The sequence below is a fragment of the Terrabacter sp. LjRoot27 genome (assembly GCF_964254175.1).
Taxonomy (GTDB): Bacteria; Actinomycetota; Actinomycetes; order Actinomycetales; family Dermatophilaceae; genus Terrabacter.
Window position 1 is genome coordinate 2,644,706 of the sequence record NZ_CAXUSS020000001.1, and the last position, 23,374, is coordinate 2,668,079.

The window sequence follows — 23,374 nt, forward strand, 5'->3', positions numbered from 1 at the left end:
GCACGGTCGGGCGTTCAGACGATGGTCGCCTTGACCTCGGCGATGCGCGCGAGCAGCCCGTTGACGAAGGCCGGAGACTCGTCGGTCGACAGGTCGGTGGCGAGCGCCACGGCCTCGGAGATCGCGACGCCGTCGGGGATCTCGTCGTTCCAGAGCACCTCCCACGCGCCGAGGCGCAGGATCGCGCGGTCGACGGCGGGCATCCGCTCGAGGGTCCAGCCCTGGCTGTAGTCGGTCAGCGCCGCGTTGATGTCGTTCCAGCGCCCGACGACACCGCGAACGAGGTCCGCGGTGTAGGGGTTGTTCGCCGCCCGGGACTCGCTGTCGCCCAGGCGCTCGTCGAGGAGCGTCTCGGCGTTGAGACCGCGCTGGTCCGCCTCGAAGAGGATGTCGAGCGCCCGCGTACGGGCCTTGCTGCGTGCTGCCAAGGGAATTCGCGTCCGCTCAGTCGTTGACGCGGCCGAGGTACGACCCGTCGCGGGTGTCGACCTTGACGCGGGTGCCGGACTCGAGGAAGAGCGGCACGTTGATCTGGGCACCGGTCTCGAGGGTGGCCGGCTTGGTGCCGCCGGTGGAGCGGTCGCCCTGCAGGCCCGGCTCGGTGTGGGTGATCTCGAGGACGACCGACGCGGGCAGCTCGACGTAGAGCGGCAGGCCCTCGTTGGTGGCGACGAGCGCGTTCTGGTTCTCGAGGAGGTAGTTCGCGGCGTCACCGACGACGGTCTCCGACACGTTCAGCTGGTCGTAGGTGTCGGTGTCCATGAAGACGAAGTCGGTGCCGTCCTTGTAGAGGTACTGCATCGTGCGCTTGTCGACGTTGCTCGTCTCGACCTTGGTGCCGGCGTTGAACGTCTTGTCGACGACCTTGCCGGAGAGGACGGCCTTGAGCTTGGTGCGCACGAACGCGGGGCCCTTGCCGGGCTTCACGTGCTGGAACTCGACGACGGACCAGAGCTGTCCCTCGATGTTGAGCACCATGCCGTTCTTCAGGTCGTTGGTCGAAGCCATCGTCACAAACCACTTTCGTATGCCGGCCGGTCGGGGCGCGCGCCTGCGGGCACGCCGGATCGCCGGGCGTTCACTGTCTTGGGGAGTTGCCGCACGAGTCTAGCCGTGCGGCCACCGGATCGCGGAATCGCGCCCGTCCGCGCGACCCCTGCGCGGTGTACCCTGATCCGTTCCCCCCGCCCCGCAACACACCGAGCAGGTCACGACCCACCGGCGTCCGATCCCGGTGCGCCCACACCTTCTCGGTGTGTTCCGCTGCAGAAAGGTCCTCGCGTGCCCTCGCCCGACCACGGACTCGCCACCGAACTCGCCCGGGAGCAGGCCTACCTCGACGACGCGCGCGAGCAGCTGGCGCGGATGCGCCGGCTCGCGGAGTCGCTCGACGCGTCGAAGGCGAGCGACGCGGTGTCGGGCGAGGTCCTCGGCTGGGTGCTGGCGCGACGCATCGCCTCGCTGCAGGACGACCCGCGCACGACCCTCTTCTTCGGACGCATCGACGTCGACCCTGCCGACGGGCCGGCCGAGCAGTTCCACATCGGCCGGCGGCACGTGTCGGACGAGGCGGGCGACCCCGTCGTCGTCGACTGGCGCGCCCCGATCTCGACCGCGTTCTACCGGGCGTCGCCGCTCGAGCCGATGGACGTCGTGCTGCGGCGACGGTTCGGCGTCGACCGCGGGCGCCTCACCGCCCTCGAGGACGAGCACCTGCGCGAGCCGGCGCATTCCGGCGGGACGGCCGGCTCGATCCTCGCCGCCGAGATCGAACGCCCGCGCACCGGCCCCATGCGCGACATCGTCTCGACGATCCAGCCGGAGCAGGACGAGATCGTCCGCAGCGACGTCGCCGTCAGCGTCTGCGTCCAGGGCGCGCCGGGCACGGGCAAGACCGCCGTCGGACTGCACCGGGCGGCCTGGCTGCTCTACTCCTTCCGCGAGCGGCTCGACCGCTCGGGAGTGCTCGTCGTCGGCCCCAACCGCGCCTTCCTCGACCACATCGGCGCCGTCCTGCCGTCGCTCGGCGAGGTGCGGGTCGGCCACGCGACGATCGAGAGCCTGCTCGACCACGGCCGGGTGCGCGCCGACGAACCGGCCGACGTCGCCACCCTCAAGGGCGACCCACGGCTGGCGGCGGTGCTGCGCCGCGCGGTGTGGTCGAGCATCGTGCGCCCGACGGAGGCGGTCGTGGTGCCGCGCGGCGTGCGCAAGTGGCGCGTACCGGCACACGAGGTCGCTGACGTCCTCGACGAGCTCGCAGCCCGCGGCGTGCGCTACTCCGCCGCGCGTGACCTGCTCCCCCAGCGGCTCGCCCACCACGTGCTGCTCGAGATGGAACGCGCCGGCGACGCGCCCGACGACCGGGTGCAGGACGCCGTCGCGAAGTCGGCCGCGGTCAAGAAGTACGTCTCGTCCGTCTGGCCCGCCCTCGACCCGCAGGGGGTGCTGCACCGGCTGTGGTCCGACGCCGACGCGCTGCGGGCTGCCGCCGGTGACGACCTCACCGAGCGGGAGCAGTCGATGCTGCTGTGGGACAAGCCCGCCCGCACCAAGGGTGCAGCCCGCTGGTCGCGCGCCGACATGGCCCTGCTCGACGAGCTCGACGACCTCCTCCGTCGCGTGCCGAGCCTCGGCCACGTCGTGCTCGACGAGGCGCAGGACCTCTCCCCGATGCAGCTGCGCGCCGTCGGCCGACGGTGCTCGACGGGGTCGGTCACCGTGCTCGGCGACATCGCCCAGGGCACGACGCCGTGGGCGACCGCGTCCTGGGACGACGCGATGCGACACCTCGGCAAGGACGACCACGACCTCGTCGTGCTCGACCGCGGCTTCCGCGTCCCCGCTGTCGTCATCGAGTACGCCGCCCGGCTGCTCCCCGTCATGGCGCCGGGGCTCGGCGCGCCGGTGTCGGTGCGCGACAACCCGGGGCGGCTCGAGATCCGGCCGGCCGACCCGAGCGCCCTCGACGCCGAGGTCGTGCTGGCGGTCGAGCGGGCTGCGAGCGCCGTCGGTTCGGTCGGCGTCATCGCGCCGGACGCCGACGTCGAGCGGGTCTCGGCCGCACTCGCGGCCGCCGGGGTCTCCCACGGTCGGCTCGACCGCGACCACGGCGACGACGAGGACCACCAGGTCGAGGTCGTGCCGGCGAGCGTCGCCAAGGGTCTGGAGTTCGACCGCACCGTCGTCGTCGAGCCGGCAGCGATCGCCGCGGCCGAGCCCGACGAGCGCACCGGCCTGCGACGCCTCTACGTCGTGCTGACCCGCGCGGTGTCGGAGCTGACGATCGTGCACGCCCAGCCGCTGCCAGAGGCTCTCGGCGCCGCCTGACGCCCGCTCAGCGGAGGCCCTGGTGGGCCGCCCACCTGTCAGCGGCTCGGTCCGCGGCGGCCGCGACGAGCGCCGCGAGCTCGGGTCGCTCCGGCACGGTGAACGACACGTAGGCCCCGCGTCCGCCCTCGACCGGTCGCCCGTAGGCCTTGGCCGCGAGGTGTCCGTCGGGGAGCATGCGGACGTTCAGGGTGTCGAGCCGGAACTCCTGTCCGCGGCGGCTGTCGGTCCAGCGCAGCGACTCGGGGATCGTCACGTTGATCGCCATCGCGCTGACGACGAGGTCCTCGTCCTCACTCATGGGAGCAGGTTCCCACGCGCCCGGGCCGGTCGGCGGGTCAGACGCCGATCGTCAGCGCTGCCGTGTAGCCGGACGTCGCGTTGCCCGACATCGTCGCGAGCTGGTGGATGCCGCCGTCGTCACCGAAGACGTTGTCGCGCTGGAGACTGACCTGCGAGAGGTTGCCGACGCTCTGCTCGTAGCCGCTCGTGGCATAGACCGTCTCGCAGGTGGCCTGGGGCAGGGCGATCTGCGAGGTCTTGACGATGGGGCCGCTCGACGTCGCGTCGCTCACCTTCGAGTAGACCTCGAAGTGGATGTGCGGCCAGCGTCCCGAGTAGCAGGCCGGGAAGATCGACGTGAACGTCGCCGTGCCCGAGTCGTCGGTGGCCTGCACGCCGCGCAGGTAGTTCTCGTCGGCCGCGCCCTGGCTGTACATCGAGTAGCGCCCGTCCCGGTCGCAGTGCCAGACGTAGACGGCAGCGCCGACGAGCGCAGAGCTCGTCGCGAGGTCCTTCACCGTCAGCGTGATGGTGAGGGGAACACCCTGGGCCGTCGTCGTCGAGGAGCCGAAGCTGCTGCGGATGTCGCGGCGCACGATCCCCGAGTCGTCGAGGACGTTCTGGCCGTTGGAGCCGTCGCCCGGGAAGGGCCCGGCCGTCTCGTCCGGGGCCTCGACGAGGTCGGCGTCGGTCACGGCGGCGGCTGGGGTCGTCGAGGTCGCGCCACTCGTCGTGACCGCCGAGGATGTGGCGCTCGTCGGGATGCCCGTCGAGCCGCTCGTCGCGACCGGTGCGGTGCCGGTTCTACATGCCGCGAGCGCGCCCGCGACGCCGAGACCACCGAAGAGGGACAGCGCCCGCCGCCGGTCGACGAGCGTCTGGAGGTCGTAGACGAGGCCTCGGTCGTGGTCCTCGATCTCCTTGCCGTGCTCGTCGAGCCACTCGTGCTCAGGAGCCGAGGGAGTGCGCGGTGCCATGGTCCGACCTTTCGTCGTGGGCCCGGCGGGCCCGTCTGGCAAGACTCTGGGAGCCAGGCCGTTGAGACAGCGATGCAGCGTCTGTGCGGTCGCTGTGAAGGGGACGGACCGCGCTCGGTGGACGGGCCGAGCCTGCCGGTGCTCTCATGATGAGGTGAGATTCGACCTGGAGACGCGAGCGTCACCGGGACAGGTGCGTCACGCCCTGACGGACTTCAGCGAGCACCGTCTCCAGACCTGGCGCCGGAGCCTGGACCCCAGGACGTATGAGCTGCGCGACCACTGGGAGGGGTGGGCGGTCGCCCGCGAGAGCAGCTCGGGATCGCCCGCCTGGGTCGTCTCCCGCTACGACTGGTCCGATCCCGACGTGGTCCGCTGGACGGTGGTGGAGAGCAGCTACGGGGGCGGTGGCGACGGGTTCGTCCGGATCACGCCACGCGAGGACGGTGGGAGCAGCCTGCACGCCGAGTGGAGCGCTGCGGACCCCACGCGTCAGAAGCTGCTCCTCTTCCTCATCCACCACGGCCCCATGAACAGGCTGATCGCCCGGATGTGGGCGTCCGCACTGGACGACGTAGCCACGGAGGGCACGCACTGACCGTGAGGTCATGAGCGCGCGTCCTGCGTCGACCGTCCCGGGTCGAGCGCACACTCCTTGAACCTCGAGGCCTCGGGAGTGTCGACCGTGGCGAGGTAGACGAACCAGCTGCCGTCGTGCTGCGCCGCGAGACGGCACGCTGTCGGCCAGCCCGACAGCCCGTAGACGGGTGACCGGGCCGGGATGAAGCCGGCCGAGTGCTCGGTCGCCTCCGGCAGCTCCGACTGCGTCAGCTCGTTGAGACTCGAGTACGTGCAGGAGACGCGGAAGACCTCCGGTCCGAGCCGGTCCGGCGTCAGAGCCTGCGACCGGTCCGGGCGCGAGCTGTACGTGACTCCGTCGTGCACCACGAAGTCCGTGAAGTCGATGAGCGCCCGCTGCACCGGCTTGACCACCACCGGCGGGCAGCCGGGCACCACCACGGTCGTCGACGCCGGGGCCCGGGCGGGCTGCGGAGACGGTTGGGCGCACCCCGACAGCACGGCCGCGGCGACGAGCACCGCGGTGCCGATGCCGAGCCGCCCCGCGTGGGTCACGTCAGCACCGTACGACGCCCCGTGGCGGTGAGGATCGGGACGGTCGGTCCCGTCACCACATCGTGACGGCCGTCGCCGGTCAGACGAGGGCGCGCAGGGCGAGCAGGTAGGACTGCAGGCCGAAGCCGGCCACGGTCCCGGTCGCGACGCCCGCGACGACCGACGTGTGCCGGAACTCCTCCCGCGCGGCCGGGTTGCTGAGATGCACCTCGACGAGGCTGCGACCGCTCGTCGTCACGATGGCGCACGCGTCGCGGACGGCATACGAGTAGTGCGTGAACGCGCCCGGGTTGAGCACGACGTCGGCGCCGACGTCGACGGCCTCGTGCAGCCAGTCGATGAGCTCGCCCTCGTGGTTGGTCTGGCGGCAGTCGGCGACGAGGCCGAGGTCACGCGCCTCGCGCTGCACGGCCGCGTGCACGTCGTCGAGCGTGTCGGAGCCGTAGACCTCCGGCTCGCGGGTGCCGAGACGGTTCAGGTTGGGGCCCGACAGGACGAAGACCGTGGGTGCCGTCATGCCCGCGAGTCTAGTGAGCGGACGCGTCGGGGCGCCGCGACACGAGGCCGTATGCCGCCTGGAGCAGTGCGTCGTCAGGCCCGGCCAGTCGGCTGGGCCGGCCCAACCCGTCGAGCACGACGAAGCGCAGCGTCGAGCCGCGGGACTTCTTGTCGCGGCGCATGGCCGTCAGCAGATCGTCCCATCGCCCGGCGGCATACGTCGTCGGGAGGCCGAGCGACGCGAGGACGGAGCGGTGTCTGGCCACGAGGGCGTCGCCCTCCGTGCCGGTGAGGTGACCGGTGAGCCGGGCGAGCTCGGCGACGTAGACCATCCCGACCCCGACCGCCTCTCCGTGCCGCCACGAGTAGTGCTCGACCTGCTCGATGGCGTGGCCGAACGTGTGGCCGTAGTTGAGGATCTCGCGCAGCGAGCTCTCGCGCAGGTCGGCCGCGACGACGTGCGCCTTGACCCGGACCGCGCGTTCGATGAGCTCGCGCAGGTGCGGGTTGCCCGCGGTGCGGGCCCGCTCCGCGTCGTCCACGACGGAGGACTCCACGAGGTCGAGGATGACGGGGTCGGCGATGAAGCCGCACTTGACGACCTCGGCGAGGCCTGCGACGAGGTCGGCCTCGGGCAGTGTCGAGAGCACGTCGACGTCGCACAGCACCCCGGCCGGCGGGTGGAAGGCACCGACGAGGTTCTTGCCCTCGGCGGTGTTGATGCCCGTCTTGCCGCCGACGGCCGCGTCGACCATGCCGAGCAGGGTCGTCGGCACCTGGACGACGCGCACCCCCCGCAGCCAGGCCGCGGCCACGAAGCCGGCGAGGTCGGTGACGGTGCCGCCCCCGACCCCGACGACGGCATCGGTGCGGGTGAAGCCCGCCCGGCCCAGCTGTGCCCAGAGGGCCGCCGCGACCTCGGCCGTCTTGGCGGCCTCCGCGTCGGGGACCTCGGCCACGTGAACGGCATACCCCTGCTCCGCGAGGGCAGCGGTCACCCGCGACGTGAGATCCGGCAGCGTCGGGGGGTGGACGACGAGGACGCGCTCGACGTCGTCGCCGAGGAGGCCACCGACCCGGTCGAGCACACCGGACCCGATGACGACGTCGTAGTCGTCGCCGACGGAGATCGTCGTCGGGTCGGTCGCAGCGCTCACGCGCGGGCCGCCTCGAGCTCGGCGACGACGACGTCGACGACCTCGTCGGGCGTGCGTCCCGCGGTGTCGACGCGCACGGTCGCCACGCGCTCGTAGGTGGGACGGCGGTCGTTCATCATCCGCACCCACGAGGCACGCGGGTTGACCGACAGCAGTGGTCGCGAACGGTCGAAGCCGATGCGCCGGCTCGCGTCGGCGATGGCGACGTCGAGGAAGACGACGGCGTGACCGGCGAGAGCCACCTCGGTGAGCGGGTCCATGACGGCTCCCCCGCCGAGCGAGACGACGCCCGGCTCCTCGCTCAGCGCGCGAGCCACCTCGGCGCGCTCGAGGTCGCGGAAGACCGACTCGCCGTCGTCGACGAAGATGTCGGAGATCGAGCGGCCCTCGGCGGCCTCGATCGCGGCGTCGACGTCGTGGAAGGCCACGCCGAGGCGCGCCGCGAGGGCCTGGCCGACGGTGGTCTTGCCGGCGCCGGGCGGCCCGACGACGACGGCGACCGGGCGGGTCACCTGCTCGTTCACCATGTGCGCAGCCCCTCCCGGATGCCGGCGAGGTATGCCGTGTGGTTGCGTGACGTCTCGGCCACCGAGTCTCCCCCGAACTTCTCGAGGCACGACTGCGCGAGCACGAGCGCGACCATCGCCTCGGCGACGACGCCGGCAGCCGGCACCGCACAGACGTCGGAGCGCTGGTGGATCGCGGTGGCGGCCTCGCCCGTCGCGACGTCGACCGTCGACAGGGCGCGGGGCACCGTGCTGATCGGCTTCATCGCGGCGCGGACGCGGAGCACCTGACCGGTCGACATGCCGCCCTCGGTGCCGCCCGCCCGACCGGTGCGACGGGTGATGACGCCGTCGACCATCTCCATCTCGTCGTGCGCCTCGGAGCCTCGACGACGGGCCGTCTCGAAGCCGTCGCCGACCTCGACGCCCTTGATCGCCTGGATGCTCATGAGGGCCTGCGCGAGCTGGCCGTCGAGCTTGCGGTCCCAGTGGACGTGTGACCCCAGGCCCGGCGGTACGCCGTAGGCCAGCACCTCGACGACGCCGCCGAGGGTGTCGCCGTCCTTCTTCGCCGCGTCGACCTCTGCCACCATGGCCGCCGAGCCCGACGGGTCGAAGGCCCGTACCGGGTCGGCGTCGAGACGCTCGACGTCGTCGGGCGTCGGCAGGGCGGCGCCCTCGGGCACGCCCGCCGTGCCGATCGAGACGGTGTGCGAGACGAGGCGGATGCCGTAGGACTGCTCGAGGAATCGGGCGGCGATCTCGCCGAGGGCCACGCGGGCCGCGGTCTCGCGGGCCGAGGCGCGCTCGAGCACGGGGCGGGCGTCCTCGTGGCCGTACTTCTGCATCCCGACGAGGTCGGCGTGACCGGGCCGAGGTCGGGTCAGCGGCTTGTTGCGCGCGACCTCCTTCTCGGCGTTGACGTCGTCGGAGGCGGCGTAGGCCTCGTCGCTGACGGCCTCGGGACTCATCACGGTCGTCCACCTGGGCCACTCGCTGTTGCCGATGCGCACCGCGATCGGCGAGCCGAGGGTCAGTCCGTGGCGCAGGCCGCCGAGGAACTCCACCTCGTCCTGCTCGAACTTCATCCGCGCGCCGCGGCCGTAGCCGAGACGGCGACGGGACAGGGCGGCCTGCAGGTCCTTCGCGCCGACCTCGACGCCGGCGGGGAGTCCCTCGATCATGGCGACGAGTGCGGGACCGTGCGACTCACCGGCCGTCAACCAACGCAACATGACCCGATCCTCCCACGCGGTCCGTCGTCGCCCCCGACCCGCCCGCTCCGCGGGACCGTGGGGCGGTGGCCGGCTCCGGCCGTCAGACGAGCGGGCGCACCTGGACGACGAGGGAGATGAGCAGACCGAGCAGCATCCACGGGCCGAACGCGATGTCGTCCTTGCGGGTGCCGCGTCGCAGCACGAGGCGGACGAGGCCGTAGACCCCCGCGAGGATGAACGCGGCGTACGAGGCGACGAGGGTCGTCGACACGCTGACGTAGCCCGTCGCGAGACCGACGAGCCCCGCGAGCGTCACGTCGCCGTAGCCGAAGCCGCTGCCGAGCAGCGCCGCCACGAGGGCGAGCACGAAGTAGATCGTCCAGAGGACGGCGCCGGCGACGGCCGCCCGGCGCAGCGCCTCCCAGTCGCCCGAGGCGAGGGACGCGAGCGCGAGCTGGGCGACGAGCAGGGGGTATGCCGGCCGCGTCAGTCCGCGCGGGAGGCGATGCACGTCCGCGTCGATCCAGGCGAGGGCGACCGCGACGAAGGCGAACGCGAGGTAGGCGGGCGTCAGCGCCCACTCCGACAGGGGTCCGAACCGCCAGCCGAGCAGCGCCCAGAGGACGGCGAGGGCGACCGGCACGACGGCCGACGGGACCCGCGGCAGCGGTCCGGTCTCGTCGTCGAGGCGGTAGCCACCCGTCGCGAGGCGACGCCGGAGCACCTCTCCGACGAGCCCACCGGCCACGGCGAGAGCGACGACGAACCACCACGGCGCCCCGGGCGCCCCGGCCCACATGAGCGGCGGGATCACGAGTTCTCGCGCCGTTCGCGCAGCGCCGCGCGGAGGGCGTCGGACATGGCGCCCAGCGGTGCCTCGCGACCCGTCATGAGGCGTACCTGCTCGGTGGCCTGGTGCAGGAGCATGTCGGTGCCCCGGGCGATGGCCCAGCCCCGCTCGCGGGCCGCGCGCTGGAGGGGCGTCTCGCCCGAGCCGTAGACGACGTCGAGGAGGACCGGCCGGCGCCCGCCGCCCTGCGACGCGGCGGGGAAGACCTCGAGGTCGGGCACCGACGTGGGTGGCACGGTGCTGACGACCGCGTCGACCTCGCTCGCTGCGGCCCACTCGCCCAGACCGACGACCTCGACGGCCAGTCCGGCGGCCTCGGCCTGTCGGAGCGTCTCCGGACGCACCCGGTCACGGACCATGAGCACGATGCGGCCACCGGGGGCCGTCACCGCCGCGACCGCCGAGCGCGCCGTCGCGCCCGACCCGACGACGAGCAGGCTCGCGGGGGCGGTGCACCCGGCGAGACGCAGTGCCGTGGTGAGGCCGTGGACGTCGGTGTTGTGCGCGGTCCAGCGGGACGGGTCGTCCGCGTCCCGGACCAGCGTGTTGGCCGCCCCCGTGGCCGCCGCGACCGGCGTCGCCGTGGTCGCGGCGCGCAGCGCGACCTCCTTGAGCGGCATCGTCAGGGAGAGGCCGACCCAGGTCTCGTCGAGCCCCGCGAAGGCGTCCGCGAAGCCGGCCTCGTCGACCTCGCGCCGCTCGTAGGACCAGCCGTCCAGGGCGAGGGCCGCATATGCCGCCCGGTGCAGCAGGGGCGAGAGCGAGTGCTCGATCGGGCTGCCCCACACCGCGCAGTGCCGGGCGACCCCGCGCCCCTCGCTCAGCACTTGCCCTTGTTGTCGGTGCACCACTTCTGGAACTGGGCCACGTTGCGCTGGTGCTCCTCGTACGTCGCGGCGAACTTCGTCTCGCCCGTGTCGAGGTTGACCGTCACGAAGTAGAGCCACGGCCCGGCCACCGGGCTGGCGGCCGCCTCGAGGGCGCTCTCGCCCGGGTTGGAGATCGGTCCGGGCGGCAGGCCGGTGAAGCGGCGCGTGTTGTAGGGGTTGTCGCTGTCGAGCATCTGCTGGGTGGGCACGCCACGCTTCTTGAAGATGTAGTTGACCGTCGAGTCGAACCCGAGCGACATCTTGGCCGCGAGCCGGTTCTCGACGACGCGCGCGACCTTGGAGCGGTCGGCCTCGATCTGGGCCTCACCCTCGACGAGGCTCGCGACCGTGACGACGCGCTCCATCCGGTCGGGCGTGATGCCGAGCGCATCGAGACGCTTCGTCGACTCGGCGACCATCTGCTTGAGCTGGTCGAGCGCCGTGGCCGTCGGGCCGAACTCGTAGCTGGCCGGGAAGAGGTAGCCCTCGAGGTTGCCCTTCGCCGACGGCGGCAGGCCGAGCTCGTCGACCTGCTTGGCCGCCGCGGTGTACTGCGCCACCGGGATGCCCGAGGACTTGGAGAGCTTGGCGTAGATCTCGCTCGCCCACAGCCCCTCGGGGATGGTGACGCGGGTGATGAGGCGGTTCTTGGGGTCCACGAGGATCGCGAGGGCGTCGGACGCCTTCATCTGCTTCTTCATCTCGTAGACGCCCGGCTGGATGCCGGCGCTCTTCGGGTCGTTGTTGGCGGCCTCGATGAAGGCCTTGCTCGACTTGACGACGTCCTGGTCGGCGAGGGTCTTGGCGATCGCGCTGCCGCCCGCGCCCTGGTCGACGGTCACGCGGACCTCTCCCGTGCCCGGCCCCGGGTAGTCGTTGGACTCGAGGAAGCCCTCGACGACGGGCCTCAGCGCCTTGTAGGCCACGGCCACACCGCCACCGATGACGGCGAGCGCCAGCACCATGACGACGAGCCTGCGAAAGACCGAGGGCTTGCCCTTCGGAGCGCCACTCTTGGTGTCCTTGCCGGACCGGCGGCCGCCGCGCTTGCGGGCGGCGAGCTCCTGCTCGCGCATCTCGCGTCGGCTCATCGGGGGCGCGGCGTGCGTCTCCTCGACGTGCTCGACGGTCTCTTCGTGGTCGCCGAAGATGGATGTCTCGAGATGGTCCTTCATCGGCGACGTTCCTTCTTCCGTTTGCCCCCCGGCGTGACGGTCTCCCCGGGCGGCCTGCCCGACAGCGCTTCCGTGTCGAGGGCCGACTGCAGGATGAGCACCGCAGCAGCCTGGTCGACGACGGCCCGTTGCCCCCGACCCGGGACGCCGCTGTCGCGTAGTCTGCGATGCGCATCCACGGTGGTCAAGCGTTCATCGACCATCCGCACCTCCACCGTACCCAGACGGGCCGCCAGCCGACCGGCGTAGTCGCGCGCGATGCGTGCGGCCTCGCCCTCCTGGCCCGACAGCAGCCGAGGCAGGCCGACGACGACCTCGATCGCGTCCAGCTCCTGCGTCAGGGCGACGATGGCCTCGACGTCGCTGTCGGCCTCGACGTCCCGGGGCAGGGTCCGCACCGGGTGGGCGAGCACCCCTGAGGCGTCCGACGCCGCGACGCCGACGCGGGCATTGCCCACGTCGACGCCGACGCGTGCACCGGGACGGGTGCGGGGTTCGGTCAAGTCAGGCGCCTCGGTTGCGGAGCTGGTCCTCGACGGTGCCGAGAGCCACCGAGACACGAGTCGCGTCGGTGCCTCCGCCCTGGGCGAGGTCGTCCTTGCCGCCGCCACCGCCGCCGAGTGCCTGGGCGGCGAGCTTGACGAAGGCGCCGGCCTTGAGGCCGATCTCACGGGCGCGCTCGTTCGTCGCGACGATGACGACGGGTCGACCGGAGGCGACGGAGGCCATCGACACGAGCACCGGCCGGTCGTTGCCGAGGCGGCCGCGCACGTCGGTGACGAGCTTGCGCAGGTCCTCGCCGGTGACGCCCTCACCCGCGTCGTGGCTCACGAACGTCACGCCGGCGATGTCGCGAGCCGACTGGACGAGACCGGACGCGGCCCCGAGCACCTGGCTCTGGCGCACGGCGGCGATCTCCTTCTCGGCCTCGCGCAGCCGGCCGAGGATGCCCGCGATGCGGTCGGGCAGCTCGTCCCGACGGACCCCGAGGGTGTCGGTCAGCTGGCTGACGATCGTGGCCTCGCGCGCCAGGTGGGTGTACGCGTCGGCACCGACGAGCGCCTCGACGCGCCGCACGCCGGAGCCGATCGAGCTCTCACCGAGCAGCTTGACGACACCGATCTGGCCGACGCGGGGCGTGTGCGTGCCGACGCAGAGCTCGCGCGACCACTCGCCGATGGACACGACGCGGACCCGCTCGCCGTACTTCTCGCCGAAGAGCGCCATGGCTCCGAGCTTCTTCGCCGCATCGATGTTCATGACGTCGGCCGTGACGGGCAGGTCGTCGAGCAGCACGGCGTTGATCCGCCCCTCGATCTCGCCCATCGCCGCGGCCGGGACGGCCTGGAGCGACTTGAAGTCGAAGCGGAGCCGGCCCGGGGAGTTCTCCGAGCCCGCCTGCGTCGCCGTGTCACCGAGCTCGTCGCGCAGGGCCTGGTGCACCATGTGCGTCGCGGTGTGCGCGCGCGAGATCGACCGGCGGCGCACGACGTCCACCTCGGCCTCGGCGTCCTCGCCCACTCCCGCCTCGCCCTCGAGCACCGTCGCGCGGTGGACGACGAGCCCGGTGATGGGCCGCTGGACGTCGGTGACCTCGATGAGGGCGCCGTTCGCGAGGCGGATGTGGCCGTGGTCGGCCTGCTGGCCACCGGACTCGGCGTAGAGCGGCGTCCGGTCGAGCACGATCTCGACCTCGTCGCCGGGGCCGACCCGGTCGACGACGACGCCGTCGCGGATCAGGCCACGGATGCGGGTGTCGGTCTGGGTCTGGTCGTAGCCGGTGAACTCGACGTCGTGGCCGATGGTGTCGGACAGCTGCCGGTAGACGCTCGTGTCACCGTGCGCCGACTTCTTCGCCCTCGCGTCGGCCTTGGCGCGGTCACGCTGCTCACCCATGAGCCGGCGGAATCCGGGCTCGTCGACCTGCAGGCCCTGCTCCGCGGCCATCTCGAGGGTCAGGTCGATCGGGAAGCCGTAGGTGTCGTGCAGCGCGAACGCCTCCGCCCCACCGAGGGTCGTCGCCCCGGACGACTTGGCCCGCGCCACCGCCGTGTCGAGGATGGTCGTGCCCGAGCTCAGCGTGCGCCGGAAGGCCTCCTCCTCGGCGTACGCGACCTGGCTGATCCGGTGGAAGTCGGTCTCGAGCTCCGGGTAGGAGGCCTTCATCCGCTCCATGCTGACCGGCAGCAGCTGCTCGAGGGTGGGCGCGTCGACGCCGAGCAGGCGCATCGAGCGGACCGCGCGGCGCAGCAGACGGCGCAGGACGTAGCCGCGGCCCTCGTTGCCGGGAGTGACGCCGTCACCGATGAGCATGAGCGAGCTGCGCACGTGGTCGGCGACGACGCGGAAGCGCACGTCGTCCTCGTGGTCGGAGCCGTAGCGACGGCCCGTCAGGTCCTCCGCGGCCGCGATCACCGGGAAGACCTCGTCGGTCTCGTAGATGTTGTCGACGCCCTGGAGCAGGAACGCGACGCGCTCGAGCCCCATGCCGGTGTCGATGTTGCGCTTGGGCAGCTCGCCCGCGATGTCGAAGTCCTCCTTCGACCGGACGTTCTCGAGCTCGTACTGCATGAACACGAGGTTCCAGAACTCGAGGTAGCGGTCGCCCGCCTCCCAGTCGCCGTCGGCGCCGAACTCGCGACCGCGGTCGAGCAGGATCTCGGAGCAGGGGCCGCCGGGACCGGCGACGCCCATGTTCCAGTAGTTGTCCTTGCGTCCGAGGCGCACGATGCGGTCGTCGGAGAGGCCCGCGATCTTCTTCCAGAGCGCGATGGCCTCGTCGTCCTCGTGGTAGACGGACGCGTAGAGGTCCTTCTCCTCGAAGCCGAGACCGCCCTCGGCCTGGCTGCGCGTGATGAGCTCCCACGCGAGCTCGATGGCGCCTTCCTTGAAGTAGTCGCCGAAGCTGAAGTTGCCGTTCATCTGGAAGAACGTGCCGTGCCGGGTCGTCTTGCCGACCTCCTCGATGTCGAGGGTCCGCACGCACTTCTGCACGCTCGTGGCGCGCGAGAACTGCGGGGTCTCCTGACCGAGGAAGTAGGGCTTGAAGGGGACCATGCCGGCGTTGACGAACAGCAGGTTGGGGTCCTCGTGCACGAGCGGGGCGCTCGGCACGACGGTGTGGCCGCGGCTGCCGAAGTACGAGAGCCAGCGACGCCTGATCTCAGCGGTTTCCATGATGAGTCCTTGGGGTCGACGGGTGTGGTCTGCGGGAGGCCCGTCGCACGTGCGGACGGGCAGGCGGGGCGGGGTCAGCGAGGCGCCTCACTCGGGCGCGGCTGACCCCCGGGGAGCTCGCCTCGCCGGCTGCAGGCCACCGCTGCGGGTCGGCCTGGGTCCCTTGTGGGCCACGGTCATCGTCCTTCGGTCGTCGGCGCACGCTCGCGCCGAGGTGGTTCAACCCTAACGGACCGCGTGAGACTCGTCCCACCACCTTTGACCGGGTATGCCGCTGGGCCGGCTCCCCCGTGCGGGAGCCGGCCCAGCGGCATACGTCATCGGGCAGCAGCGCGTCGCTCAGGCGAAGTCTCTGCCCGCCTGAGCCGAAGCGGCGCTCCGCTCCTCCCTCGCTGGCGCTCGGTCGATGCTCACGCCTCGGCTCAGGCGGTGTGCTCGACCTCCGCCACGAGGTCGGTCTTGACCTCCGGGAAGTGGCACGCCTGCAGGTGCACGCCGGCCTCGCGGTACGTGCGGGTCGACTCCTCCGAGGTCGCCGAGACGAGCGGCGGCTCCTGCTGGGCACAGATGTCCTGGGCCTTCCAGCAGCGGGTCCGGAAGCGGCAGCCGCTCGGCGGGTCGATCGGGCTCGGCACGTCGCCGACGAGGCGGATGCGCTCCTTGGGGGCGATGCCGCGCGCGACGTTGATGTCGGGCGCCGCCGAGAGCAGGGCCTGGGTGTAGGGGTGCTCCGGCGCCTCGTAGATCTTCTTCTTGTCGCCGTACTCGACGATCTTGCCGAGGTACATCACCGCGACCTGGTCGCAGAAGTGGCGCACGACGCCGAGGTCGTGGGCGACGAAGATGAACGCGAGGTCGAGCTCGTTGCGCAGCTTGGCGAGCAGGTTCATCACCTGCGCCTGGATCGACACGTCGAGGGCCGACACCGGCTCGTCGGCGATGATCAGCTTGGGCTCGACCGCGAGGGCGCGGGCGATGCCGATGCGCTGGCGCTGACCGCCGGAGAACTCGGACGGGTAGCGGTTGATGTGCTCCGGGTTGAGGCCGACGAGCTCGAGCAGCTCCTGCACGCGGGCCTTCTCCTTGCCCTTGTGCAGGCCGTGCACGCGCAGCGGCGTGCTGAGGATCGCCCCGACCGTCTGCCTCGGGTTCAGCGAGGAGTACGGGTCCTGGAAGATCATCTGCACGTTGCGACGGATGTCGCGCAGCTCGTGCTCCTTGAGGTGCGTGATGTCACGCCCCTCGAACTCGACCGTGCCGCCGGTGGGCTCGTCGAGCCGCGTCACGAGCCGCGACGTCGTCGACTTGCCGCACCCGGACTCGCCCACGAGGCCGAGGGTCTGGCCCTCGTTGACCGTGAAGCTGATGCCGTCGACGGCCTTGACCGTCGCCTTGACCATCCGCAGGCCCTGGACCTCGCGGAACGGGAAGTGGCGCTGGAGGTCGGTGACCTTGAGCAGCGTCTTGTCGCTCATCGGGCTCCCTCGTCGTGCTGCAGCGTGGCCACGGGGTCGGCCAGGTGGCAGCGGATCTCACGGTTGGACAGACCCGGTGTCGGACGCCACTCAGGGAGCTGCGTCCAGCACGCGTCACCCTCGACCTGCGTCTTGAACTCGCAGCGCGGGTGGAACGAGCATCCGGTGGGCAGGTTGAGCAGGCTGGGCGGCGTGCCCTTGATGGCCTTGAGCTCTGCGAGGTCCTCGGAGTGGGAGGGCAGCGACTGGAGCAGACCGTAGGTGTAGGGGTGCGACGGCTGGGCCAGCACCTCCTTGGCACTGCCCTTCTCGACGCCGCGACCGGCGTACATCACGAGGATGTCGTCGGCCGTCTCGGCCACGACCGCGAGGTCGTGCGTGATGAGGATGACCGCCGAGCCGAACTCCTTCTGGAGGTCGTTGACGAGGTCGAGGATCTGCGCCTGCACCGTGACGTCGAGAGCCGTCGTCGGCTCGTCGGCGATGAGCAGCTTCGGGTTGTTGACGAGGCCGAGCGCGATCATCGCGCGCTGGCGCATGCCGCCCGAGAACTCGTGCGGGTAGGAGTTGGCGCGTCGCTGCGGGTTGGGGATGCCGACGAGGTCGAGCATCTCGACCGCGCGCTTGAGCGCGACCTGCTTGCTCACCTTGTTGTGGGCCTGGTAGGCCTCGGCGATCTGCTTGCCCACCTTGTGGAACGGGTGGAGCGAGCTCTGCGGGTCCTGAAAGACCATCGCCGCCTTCGTGCTGCGGATCTTCTGGAAGGTCGAGTCCGGGGCACCGACGAGCTCGATGCCGTCGAGCTTGATGCTGCCCGTGATCTGGGTGCGCTTGGGGTTGTGCAGGCCGAGCACTGCCATGCTGCTCACGGACTTGCCGGAGCCGGACTCGCCGACGATGGCGAGCGTGCGCCCCAGGCGGGCCTGGTAGTTGAGGTTGGAGACGGCCCTGACCACGCCCTCCTCGGTGGGGAAGGCCACCGAGAGGTCGCTCACGTCGAGGACGACGTCGCCGGCGTTGCGGGCTTCGGCGCTCTGGGTCGAGATGGTGTTGACGGTCGCGGTCACGAGAGCCTCACTCGCGGGTCGATGAAGGAGTACGCGATGTCGACGACGAGGTTCATGACCACGACGACGACGGCTCCGATGAGCACGGTGCCCATGATGACAGGCAGGTCGAAGGACCTGAGGGCCGCGAGGCCGCGACGGCCGATGCCGTCGACACCGAAGATCTGCTCGGTGATGAGCGTCCCGGTCAGCAGCGCGGCGATGTCGAGGCCCAGGATCGTGGCGATCGGGCTCATCGCGGCGCGGAAGCCGTGCTTGAACAGGACGGTGCGCTCGTTGATGCCCTTGGACCGTGCCGTACGGATGTAGTCCATCGACAGCGTCTCGATCATCGAGTTGCGGGTGTAACGGACGTAGGACGACGCCGTGACCAGCCCGAGGATCAGGGCCGGGGCGAGCATGCCCATGAAGTAGGGGCCGACTCCGGCGGATATGGAGGAGTACTGCGGAAGGATGTTCCACAGGATGACCGGGTAGAGCGCGACGAGCAGCGCGAGGACGTAGTAGGGGATCGAGCCGAGCACCTGGGAGGCACCGACGAGCCCGCGGTCGCTCGCCGAGCCGCGGCGGACCGCGGCGACGATGCCGAGCGTCACGCCGACGGTCACGAACACGACGGCGGCCATGAGGGCCAGCACGACGGTGTTCGGGAAGCGGGTGAAGAGCTCCTCGTTGACGGAGCGACGCGTCACGAACGAGAAGCCGAGGCAGGGAGCACCGCAGTGGACGGTGTCACCGGCGTAGACGAAGTCGCGGCCGACGAAGAGTCCCTTGAAGTAGGTGAGGAACTGCTCGATGAGGGGCTTGTCCAGCCCGATGCTCTTGGTGATGGCCTCGAGCCGTGCGGGGTTGCACTTGGTCTCGGGGCACATGGCCTGGGCGGGGTCGGCGGGGCCCGCGAAGAAGAGCAGGAACGCCGAGACCAGGGTGGCCATGATGACGCTCAGGGCGAGAGCCAACCGCCTGAGGATGTACGTGAGCACGTTTTGCCTTCCAAACGAGGTGGGCGCCGGTGGTGGGGGCCCGGGAAACCCGGACCCCCACCACGGCTTCAGTTCAGATCTTGCTCTCCCGGAGGAGAACTGTCACTGACGACTTACTGGTCGAGCCACACGTCGGTGAGGTCCGGCATACCCTTGTTCGGGTTGTTGTGGACGTTCATGACCTTCGTGCCGAAGACCGAGTTGCCCTTGTCGTTGTTGTCCGGGATGGCCAGCAGGTAGTTCTCCGTCAGCCACTTGTCCATCTTGCCCCACTCCGGGCCCTGCTCCGTGATGGAGAGGTTCTGGATGCGCTTGATCTCGGCGTCGATCTTGGCGTCGGAGAAGTTACCGAACGTCGTGCTACCACCCGAGAGGGCGATCGTGCCGAAGGTGGGCGGGATGATCGAGTCGGCGGACGGCCAGTCGAAGCACCATCCACGCGGCGACTGGAGCATGTTGTACTTGCCCTTGGGGTCGCCGACGATCTTGCGACGCTCGGCTCCGGGGACACCGATGTCCTGAACCTTGAAGCCCGCGGCCTCGAGCTTCTGCTTGCGGACCTGGTTGACCTTCTGCGCGATGTCGTCGTCGTTCGTGTAGTAGTAGATGAGCTCGAACGGCTTGTCGGGGCCGTAGCCGGCCTTGGCAAGCATGTCCTTGGCCATCGTCGGGTTGCCGTCGCCCTGGCCGTTCATCTTGACGCCGGGGGCAGCCTCGGCCTCGTAGTCGAGGTGGCCCGGGATCTGCGGCGGGATGATCGTGCTGGCGGGCGAGAACGAGTGCGTCGTCTCACCGCCGGCCTTGTGGATCGAGTCGAAGGGCCACGCGACGGCGATGGCCTTGCGGATCTCGAGCGGGATCTTGCGGGCGTCAAGGTTGACCATGAGCACGCACGAGGAGGGGCCCTCCTCGAACTGGGCCTTCTTGTCGCCCTCGATCTGCGGGATGAGCGAGGAGTCGATCGGGTCCCAGTTGAGGCTCGTGGCGTCGTCGCCGTTGGAGGCGAGGATGGCCGTCTGCGTCTTGATGGTGTCGACGCCCCACTTGAAGTGGAAGCCGTCGGGGTAGGCGTTGCGCGCCGGGTCGGTGGCCGGGTCCCAGTTGGGGTTGCGCTTGAGGACCAGCTCGGTGCCGGGGGTGTACTTGTCGAACATGTACGGGCCGGTGGCGAGCGGGTGCAGCTGGTAGTCGGCCTTCTTGTCCTTCGCCTCGGGGATCGGCGTGAACTGGTTGAAGGAGACGAAGTAGGGCAGCGTCTCGAAGCGCTTCTCGAGGTGGAAGATGATGGTCTTGTCGTCGGGAGCCTCGACACCCTTCCAGGCCTTGTCGCCCTTGTAGGGGCCCTGGTAGTCGGCGCCACCCTTGAAGAACTCGCGCTGGTACGTCGGACCGTTGGCCGCGAGGTCGGGGTCGAAGGACCGCTTGGCAGCGAAGACGATGTCGGCGGCCTTGACCGGCGAGCCGTCTTCGTACTTGATGCCGTCCTTGAGCGTGAACGTCCAGGTCAGGCCGTCCTCGGACGCCTTGCCGAGGTCCGTGGCGAGGTCCGGAACGAGGACCTGCTTGCCGTCACGGCTGACGTAGGTCGTCAGGGCGCGGTGCGTCAGCGAGAAGATGACGGCCGTGTCCTGGTAGAACTGGTCGCTCGGGTCCATGTTGGCGGGCGTCGAGGCGTAGGGCACCGTGAGGATGCCACCCTTCTTCGCACCCGGGATCTCGGGGGCGGGGCCCTTGGCGTTCGGGTCGAGGGCGGCACCCGCCTGGTCGACCGGCGCGTTTCCGCCGTTGGTGCCGTTGCCGGCACCGCCGTTGTTGGCTGCGGGGGCGCCGCAGGCCGCGACGAAGCCGAGGGAAGCCGCGGCTCCCACGGTCAGGACTTTGGTCCAGCGCATTGTTGTTTGCTCCCTTTTGTGCTTGTCCCGGCGCTTTGCCGAGAACATCTGGTGACCGTGACCCGGTGGGGTCAGCGGCGGCTGGTGGGGTCGAAGGCGTCGCGGATCGAGTCGCCGAGCAGGCTCAGGGCGAGCACGAGGAGCGACAGGCCGATGACCGACGGCCAGAGCCACAGGGGGTACGTGGCGAAGAGGTTCTGCGCGTCGGCGATCGTGCGCCCCCATGACGCGGTGGGCTCGACGAGGCCGGCACCGAGGTAGCTCAGCGTCGCCTCGTAGGTGATGTAGGCCGGGACCGCGATCGACGCGGAGACGATGATCGGGCCGACGAGGTTGGGCAGGATCTCACGGAAGAGGATCGAACGCGTCGGCACGCCGATGGCGCGGGCGGCCTGGACGAACTCGCGCTCGCGCAGGCTCTTGACCTCACCGCGCACGAGGCGCGCCAAGCCCATCCAGCCGAACACGACGAGGATGACGATGAGGACCCAGAAGCGGATCATCGAGGTCTCCTCGGGGGTCAGGTCACCGCCGGCGGCGATGCGCTTCTGCATGATCGGGATGATCGCGAGGACGAGCAGCAGGATCGGCAGCGACAGGAAGAAGTCGATGACCCAGGAGATGACCTTGTCCGAGGCGCCACCGAGGTAGCCGCCGATGAGGCCGAGGGCCACGCCGATGAGCGTCGAGGCGAAGGCCGCGACGAAGCCGATGATGAGCGAGGGCCGGGCGCCGTAGGCCCAGCGGGCGAAGAGGTCGCGTCCGAGGCGCGGCTCGACGCCGAGCCAGTGGGCCGAGCTCGCCCCGACGGTCGGCAGGCCGTTGAAGTCGACGAGCTCGGTGTGCACCGTGCTGGGGTCGGCCTTGGCCCCGGTGATGGGGTCGACGGCCTCGAGCGAGACGAGGAACGGAGCGAAGATCGCGACGAGCAGGAAGAAGAGGATGATGGCGGAGCAGACGATCGCGACCTTGTCCCGCTTGAGCCGGGCCCAGGCCACCTGACCGGGAGAACGGCCGGTGCGCACCTCCTGGTGCTCAGGCGCGGTGGTCGAAGCCTTCTCCTCGGATTCCTCTGTCAGCGTGGCTGCTGAGGGCTCCGGCATTGCGTTCAACGCGTTGTCTCCATCCTTGTGGGATCACATCCGACCCGGGGATTCGTCACCCGAGCCGCCCTCGGGAGCACACCAGATGATCCGGATGCCACCCCCGCCGGGACGACGCGAGCCTGCCACACAGTTTCGCGCTGTCCAAGCATCGAGACGTGCATGGATGACAAATCGTTACCGAGCACCACGTCCCGCCACACATTGTCCGTTCATGCCGCGCAGGCCCGAAACAATCCCCGACGACGCACGGGCCGACCGGTCCCTCCGGTCACTCTCCGCGCGTGCGCCCCAGCCGTCCCGAGAGCCATTCCCAGCGCGCCCGGAGGCGCTCCTCGAAGCCGCGGTCCGTGGGGCGGTAGTAGCTGACGGCGTCGTGGAGGTCGTCCGGGAGGTACTGCTGCGCAGCGACCCCGTCGGGCTCGTCGTGGGCGTAGACGTACCCCTTGCCGTGGCCGAGCCGCTCGGCCCCGGCGTAGCCGCTCCCCCGCAGGTGCGCGGGGACGACGCCACCACGGCCTGCGCGCACGTCGGCGATCGCCTCGTTGATCCCGAGGTATGCCGCGTTGGACTTCGGTGCCATGGCGTTGTGCACGACCGCCTGGGCGAGGATGATCCGCGCCTCCGGCATGCCGATCTGGGCCACCGCGTGCATCGCGGCGACGGCCGTCTGCAGGGCGGTCGGGTCGCCCATGCCGACGTCCTCGCTCGCCGAGATGACGATGCGACGGGCGATGAAGCGGGGGTCCTCCCCCGCCTCGAGCATCCGCGCGAGGTAGTGCAGGGCGGCGTCGACGTCGCTGCCCCGCATCGACTTGATGAGGGCGCTCGCGACGTCGTAGTGCTGGTCTCCGGCGCGGTCGTAGCGGACGGCCGCCTGGGCGACGGCCTGCTCGACGTGGGCGAGGGTGATCTCGACGGGGTCGTCGGACACGCGACCGGCAGGCTGCGCGTCGAGCGCGACGCCGGCGGCGGCCTCGAGGGAGGTCAGCGCCCGGCGGGCGTCGCCGCCGGCGATCCGCACGAGGTGCTCGGTGGCGTCGGCGGCCATCGTGTGGGCGCCGCCGAACCCCCGCTCGTCGGTGAGGGCCGCGGCGAGCAGCTCGGCGATCTCCTCGTCGGACAGCGACTCCAGCGTGACGAGCACCGACCGCGACAGCAGCGGCGCGATGATGCTGAACGACGGGTTCTCGGTCGTGGCGGCCACGAGGATGACGGTGCGGTTCTCCACCCCGGGCAGGAGCGCGTCCTGCTGCGCCTTGGTGAAGCGGTGGATCTCGTCGAGGAAGAGCACCGTCTGGCGGGCGTAGAGGTCGCGCTCGCGCACGGCCGACTCCATGACCGAACGGACGTCCTTGACCCCGGCCGTGACGGCCGACAGCTCGACGAAGCGGCGTTCGGCGGCCGTGGCGACGAGGTGGGCGAGGGTCGTCTTGCCCGTCCCGGGAGGGCCCCAGAGGATCGCCGACAGCGGGCCGGCGGCACCGCCCGAGCCCTCGATGAGCCGGCGCAGCGGACTGCCGGGACGCAGCACCTTGGCCTGGCCCCGCACCTCGTCGAGGGAGCGGGGGCGCATCCGGACGGCGAGCGGGGCGACGCCGGCCGACGCCGGCTGCTCGCCGCGCTCGGCGGCGGAGGCCGCACCGAAGAGGTCCTCCGTGCTGTTCGACATCACTGTGGAA

Annotated in this window: 22 protein-coding genes; 2 read left to right on the forward strand and 20 right to left on the reverse strand. The window is 70.9% G+C overall.

Annotated features, from left to right (window positions below):
• Positions 1-14 precede the first annotated feature (14 nt).
• Together nusB and efp are read right to left on the reverse strand one after the other, a co-directional pair.
• A complete protein-coding gene (gene nusB, locus ACSQ2D_RS12405; protein WP_435986248.1) occupies positions 15-428 on the reverse strand; it encodes a transcription antitermination factor NusB in 414 nt (137 codons plus the stop codon).
• Between the two features lie 16 nt (positions 429-444).
• The gene (gene efp, locus ACSQ2D_RS12410; RefSeq protein ID WP_020143980.1) at positions 445-1,008 is read right to left on the reverse strand and encodes an elongation factor P; all 564 of its coding nucleotides are present in this window, start codon (positions 1,006-1,008) and stop codon (positions 445-447) included.
• A gap of 273 nt (positions 1,009-1,281) precedes the next feature.
• Between efp and ACSQ2D_RS12415 the strand changes: the two genes are divergently transcribed.
• Positions 1,282-3,330: a HelD family protein gene (locus tag ACSQ2D_RS12415; RefSeq protein WP_435986249.1), complete on the forward strand. Its 2,049-nt coding sequence runs from the start codon at positions 1,282-1,284 to the stop codon at positions 3,328-3,330.
• Between the two features lie 7 nt (positions 3,331-3,337).
• Here the strand turns inward: ACSQ2D_RS12415 and ACSQ2D_RS12420 are convergent, their stop codons facing one another.
• Both ACSQ2D_RS12420 and ACSQ2D_RS12425 read right to left on the reverse strand, forming a co-directional pair.
• Entirely contained in the window at positions 3,338-3,631 is a 294-nt protein-coding gene (locus ACSQ2D_RS12420; RefSeq protein WP_435986250.1) for a hypothetical protein, read from the reverse strand.
• A 37-nt stretch (positions 3,632-3,668) separates the two neighbouring features.
• On the reverse strand, positions 3,669-4,589 hold the full coding sequence (locus tag ACSQ2D_RS12425) for an intradiol ring-cleavage dioxygenase (RefSeq protein WP_435986251.1): 921 nt from the start codon (positions 4,587-4,589) through the stop codon (positions 3,669-3,671).
• A 154-nt stretch (positions 4,590-4,743) separates the two neighbouring features.
• Here ACSQ2D_RS12425 and ACSQ2D_RS12430 point away from each other — a divergent pair, with 154 nt between their 5' ends.
• Positions 4,744-5,187: a hypothetical protein gene (locus ACSQ2D_RS12430; RefSeq protein WP_435986252.1), complete on the forward strand. Its 444-nt coding sequence runs from the start codon at positions 4,744-4,746 to the stop codon at positions 5,185-5,187.
• Positions 5,188-5,195: 8 nt separating this feature from the next.
• Here ACSQ2D_RS12430 and ACSQ2D_RS12435 read toward each other — a convergent pair whose 3' ends face one another.
• From ACSQ2D_RS12435 to ACSQ2D_RS12510, 16 genes are all read right to left on the reverse strand, one after another.
• Positions 5,196-5,723, reverse strand: coding sequence for a hypothetical protein (locus tag ACSQ2D_RS12435; protein WP_435986253.1), 528 nt, complete (start codon positions 5,721-5,723; stop codon positions 5,196-5,198).
• Positions 5,724-5,802: 79 nt separating this feature from the next.
• Positions 5,803-6,240, reverse strand: coding sequence for a type II 3-dehydroquinate dehydratase (gene aroQ / locus ACSQ2D_RS12440; RefSeq protein ID WP_142178275.1), 438 nt, complete (start codon positions 6,238-6,240; stop codon positions 5,803-5,805).
• A gap of 10 nt (positions 6,241-6,250) precedes the next feature.
• Positions 6,251-7,378 (reverse strand): 3-dehydroquinate synthase, encoded by a 1,128-nt coding sequence (gene aroB, locus ACSQ2D_RS12445; protein ID WP_435986254.1) that lies wholly within the window; start codon positions 7,376-7,378, stop codon positions 6,251-6,253.
• The gene (locus ACSQ2D_RS12450; RefSeq protein WP_435986255.1) at positions 7,375-7,905 is read right to left on the reverse strand and encodes a shikimate kinase; all 531 of its coding nucleotides are present in this window, start codon (positions 7,903-7,905) and stop codon (positions 7,375-7,377) included. The genes aroB and ACSQ2D_RS12450 overlap by 4 nt, the downstream gene beginning before the upstream one ends.
• Positions 7,899-9,119, reverse strand: coding sequence for a chorismate synthase (gene aroC / locus ACSQ2D_RS12455; RefSeq protein WP_435986256.1), 1,221 nt, complete (start codon positions 9,117-9,119; stop codon positions 7,899-7,901). Before aroC ends, ACSQ2D_RS12450 begins: the two co-directional genes overlap by 7 nt.
• 82 nt (positions 9,120-9,201) lie before the next feature.
• Positions 9,202-9,915, reverse strand: coding sequence for a prepilin peptidase (locus ACSQ2D_RS12460; protein WP_435986257.1), 714 nt, complete (start codon positions 9,913-9,915; stop codon positions 9,202-9,204).
• A complete protein-coding gene (locus ACSQ2D_RS12465) occupies positions 9,912-10,778 on the reverse strand; it encodes a shikimate dehydrogenase (protein ID WP_435986258.1) in 867 nt (288 codons plus the stop codon). The genes ACSQ2D_RS12460 and ACSQ2D_RS12465 overlap by 4 nt, the downstream gene beginning before the upstream one ends.
• Complete coding sequence (gene mltG, locus ACSQ2D_RS12470; protein ID WP_435986259.1) at positions 10,772-11,995, reverse strand: endolytic transglycosylase MltG; 1,224 nt, start codon at positions 11,993-11,995, stop codon at positions 10,772-10,774. The genes ACSQ2D_RS12465 and mltG overlap by 7 nt, the downstream gene beginning before the upstream one ends.
• Positions 11,992-12,498, reverse strand: coding sequence for a Holliday junction resolvase RuvX (ruvX, locus tag ACSQ2D_RS12475; RefSeq protein WP_435986260.1), 507 nt, complete (start codon positions 12,496-12,498; stop codon positions 11,992-11,994). The genes mltG and ruvX overlap by 4 nt, the downstream gene beginning before the upstream one ends.
• Before the next feature lies 1 nt (position 12,499).
• The gene (gene alaS, locus ACSQ2D_RS12480; RefSeq protein WP_435986261.1) at positions 12,500-15,172 is read right to left on the reverse strand and encodes an alanine--tRNA ligase; all 2,673 of its coding nucleotides are present in this window, start codon (positions 15,170-15,172) and stop codon (positions 12,500-12,502) included.
• 422 nt (positions 15,173-15,594) lie between these two features.
• Positions 15,595-16,647 (reverse strand): ABC transporter ATP-binding protein, encoded by a 1,053-nt coding sequence (locus ACSQ2D_RS12485; protein ID WP_435986262.1) that lies wholly within the window; start codon positions 16,645-16,647, stop codon positions 15,595-15,597.
• Positions 16,644-17,714, reverse strand: coding sequence for an ABC transporter ATP-binding protein (locus ACSQ2D_RS12490; protein WP_435986263.1), 1,071 nt, complete (start codon positions 17,712-17,714; stop codon positions 16,644-16,646). The genes ACSQ2D_RS12485 and ACSQ2D_RS12490 overlap by 4 nt, the downstream gene beginning before the upstream one ends.
• The gene (locus ACSQ2D_RS12495) at positions 17,711-18,697 is read right to left on the reverse strand and encodes an ABC transporter permease (protein WP_435986264.1); all 987 of its coding nucleotides are present in this window, start codon (positions 18,695-18,697) and stop codon (positions 17,711-17,713) included. The genes ACSQ2D_RS12490 and ACSQ2D_RS12495 overlap by 4 nt, the downstream gene beginning before the upstream one ends.
• Before the next feature lie 113 nt (positions 18,698-18,810).
• Positions 18,811-20,589 carry an ABC transporter substrate-binding protein gene (locus ACSQ2D_RS12500; protein WP_435986265.1) on the reverse strand — a complete coding sequence of 593 codons (1,779 nt, stop codon included), beginning with the start codon at positions 20,587-20,589 and terminating at the stop codon, positions 18,811-18,813.
• Positions 20,590-20,660: 71 nt separating this feature from the next.
• The gene (locus tag ACSQ2D_RS12505) at positions 20,661-21,614 is read right to left on the reverse strand and encodes an ABC transporter permease (RefSeq protein ID WP_435986266.1); all 954 of its coding nucleotides are present in this window, start codon (positions 21,612-21,614) and stop codon (positions 20,661-20,663) included.
• Between the two features lie 349 nt (positions 21,615-21,963).
• Complete coding sequence (locus tag ACSQ2D_RS12510) at positions 21,964-23,364, reverse strand: replication-associated recombination protein A (RefSeq protein WP_435986267.1); 1,401 nt, start codon at positions 23,362-23,364, stop codon at positions 21,964-21,966.
• Positions 23,365-23,374 lie beyond the last annotated feature (10 nt).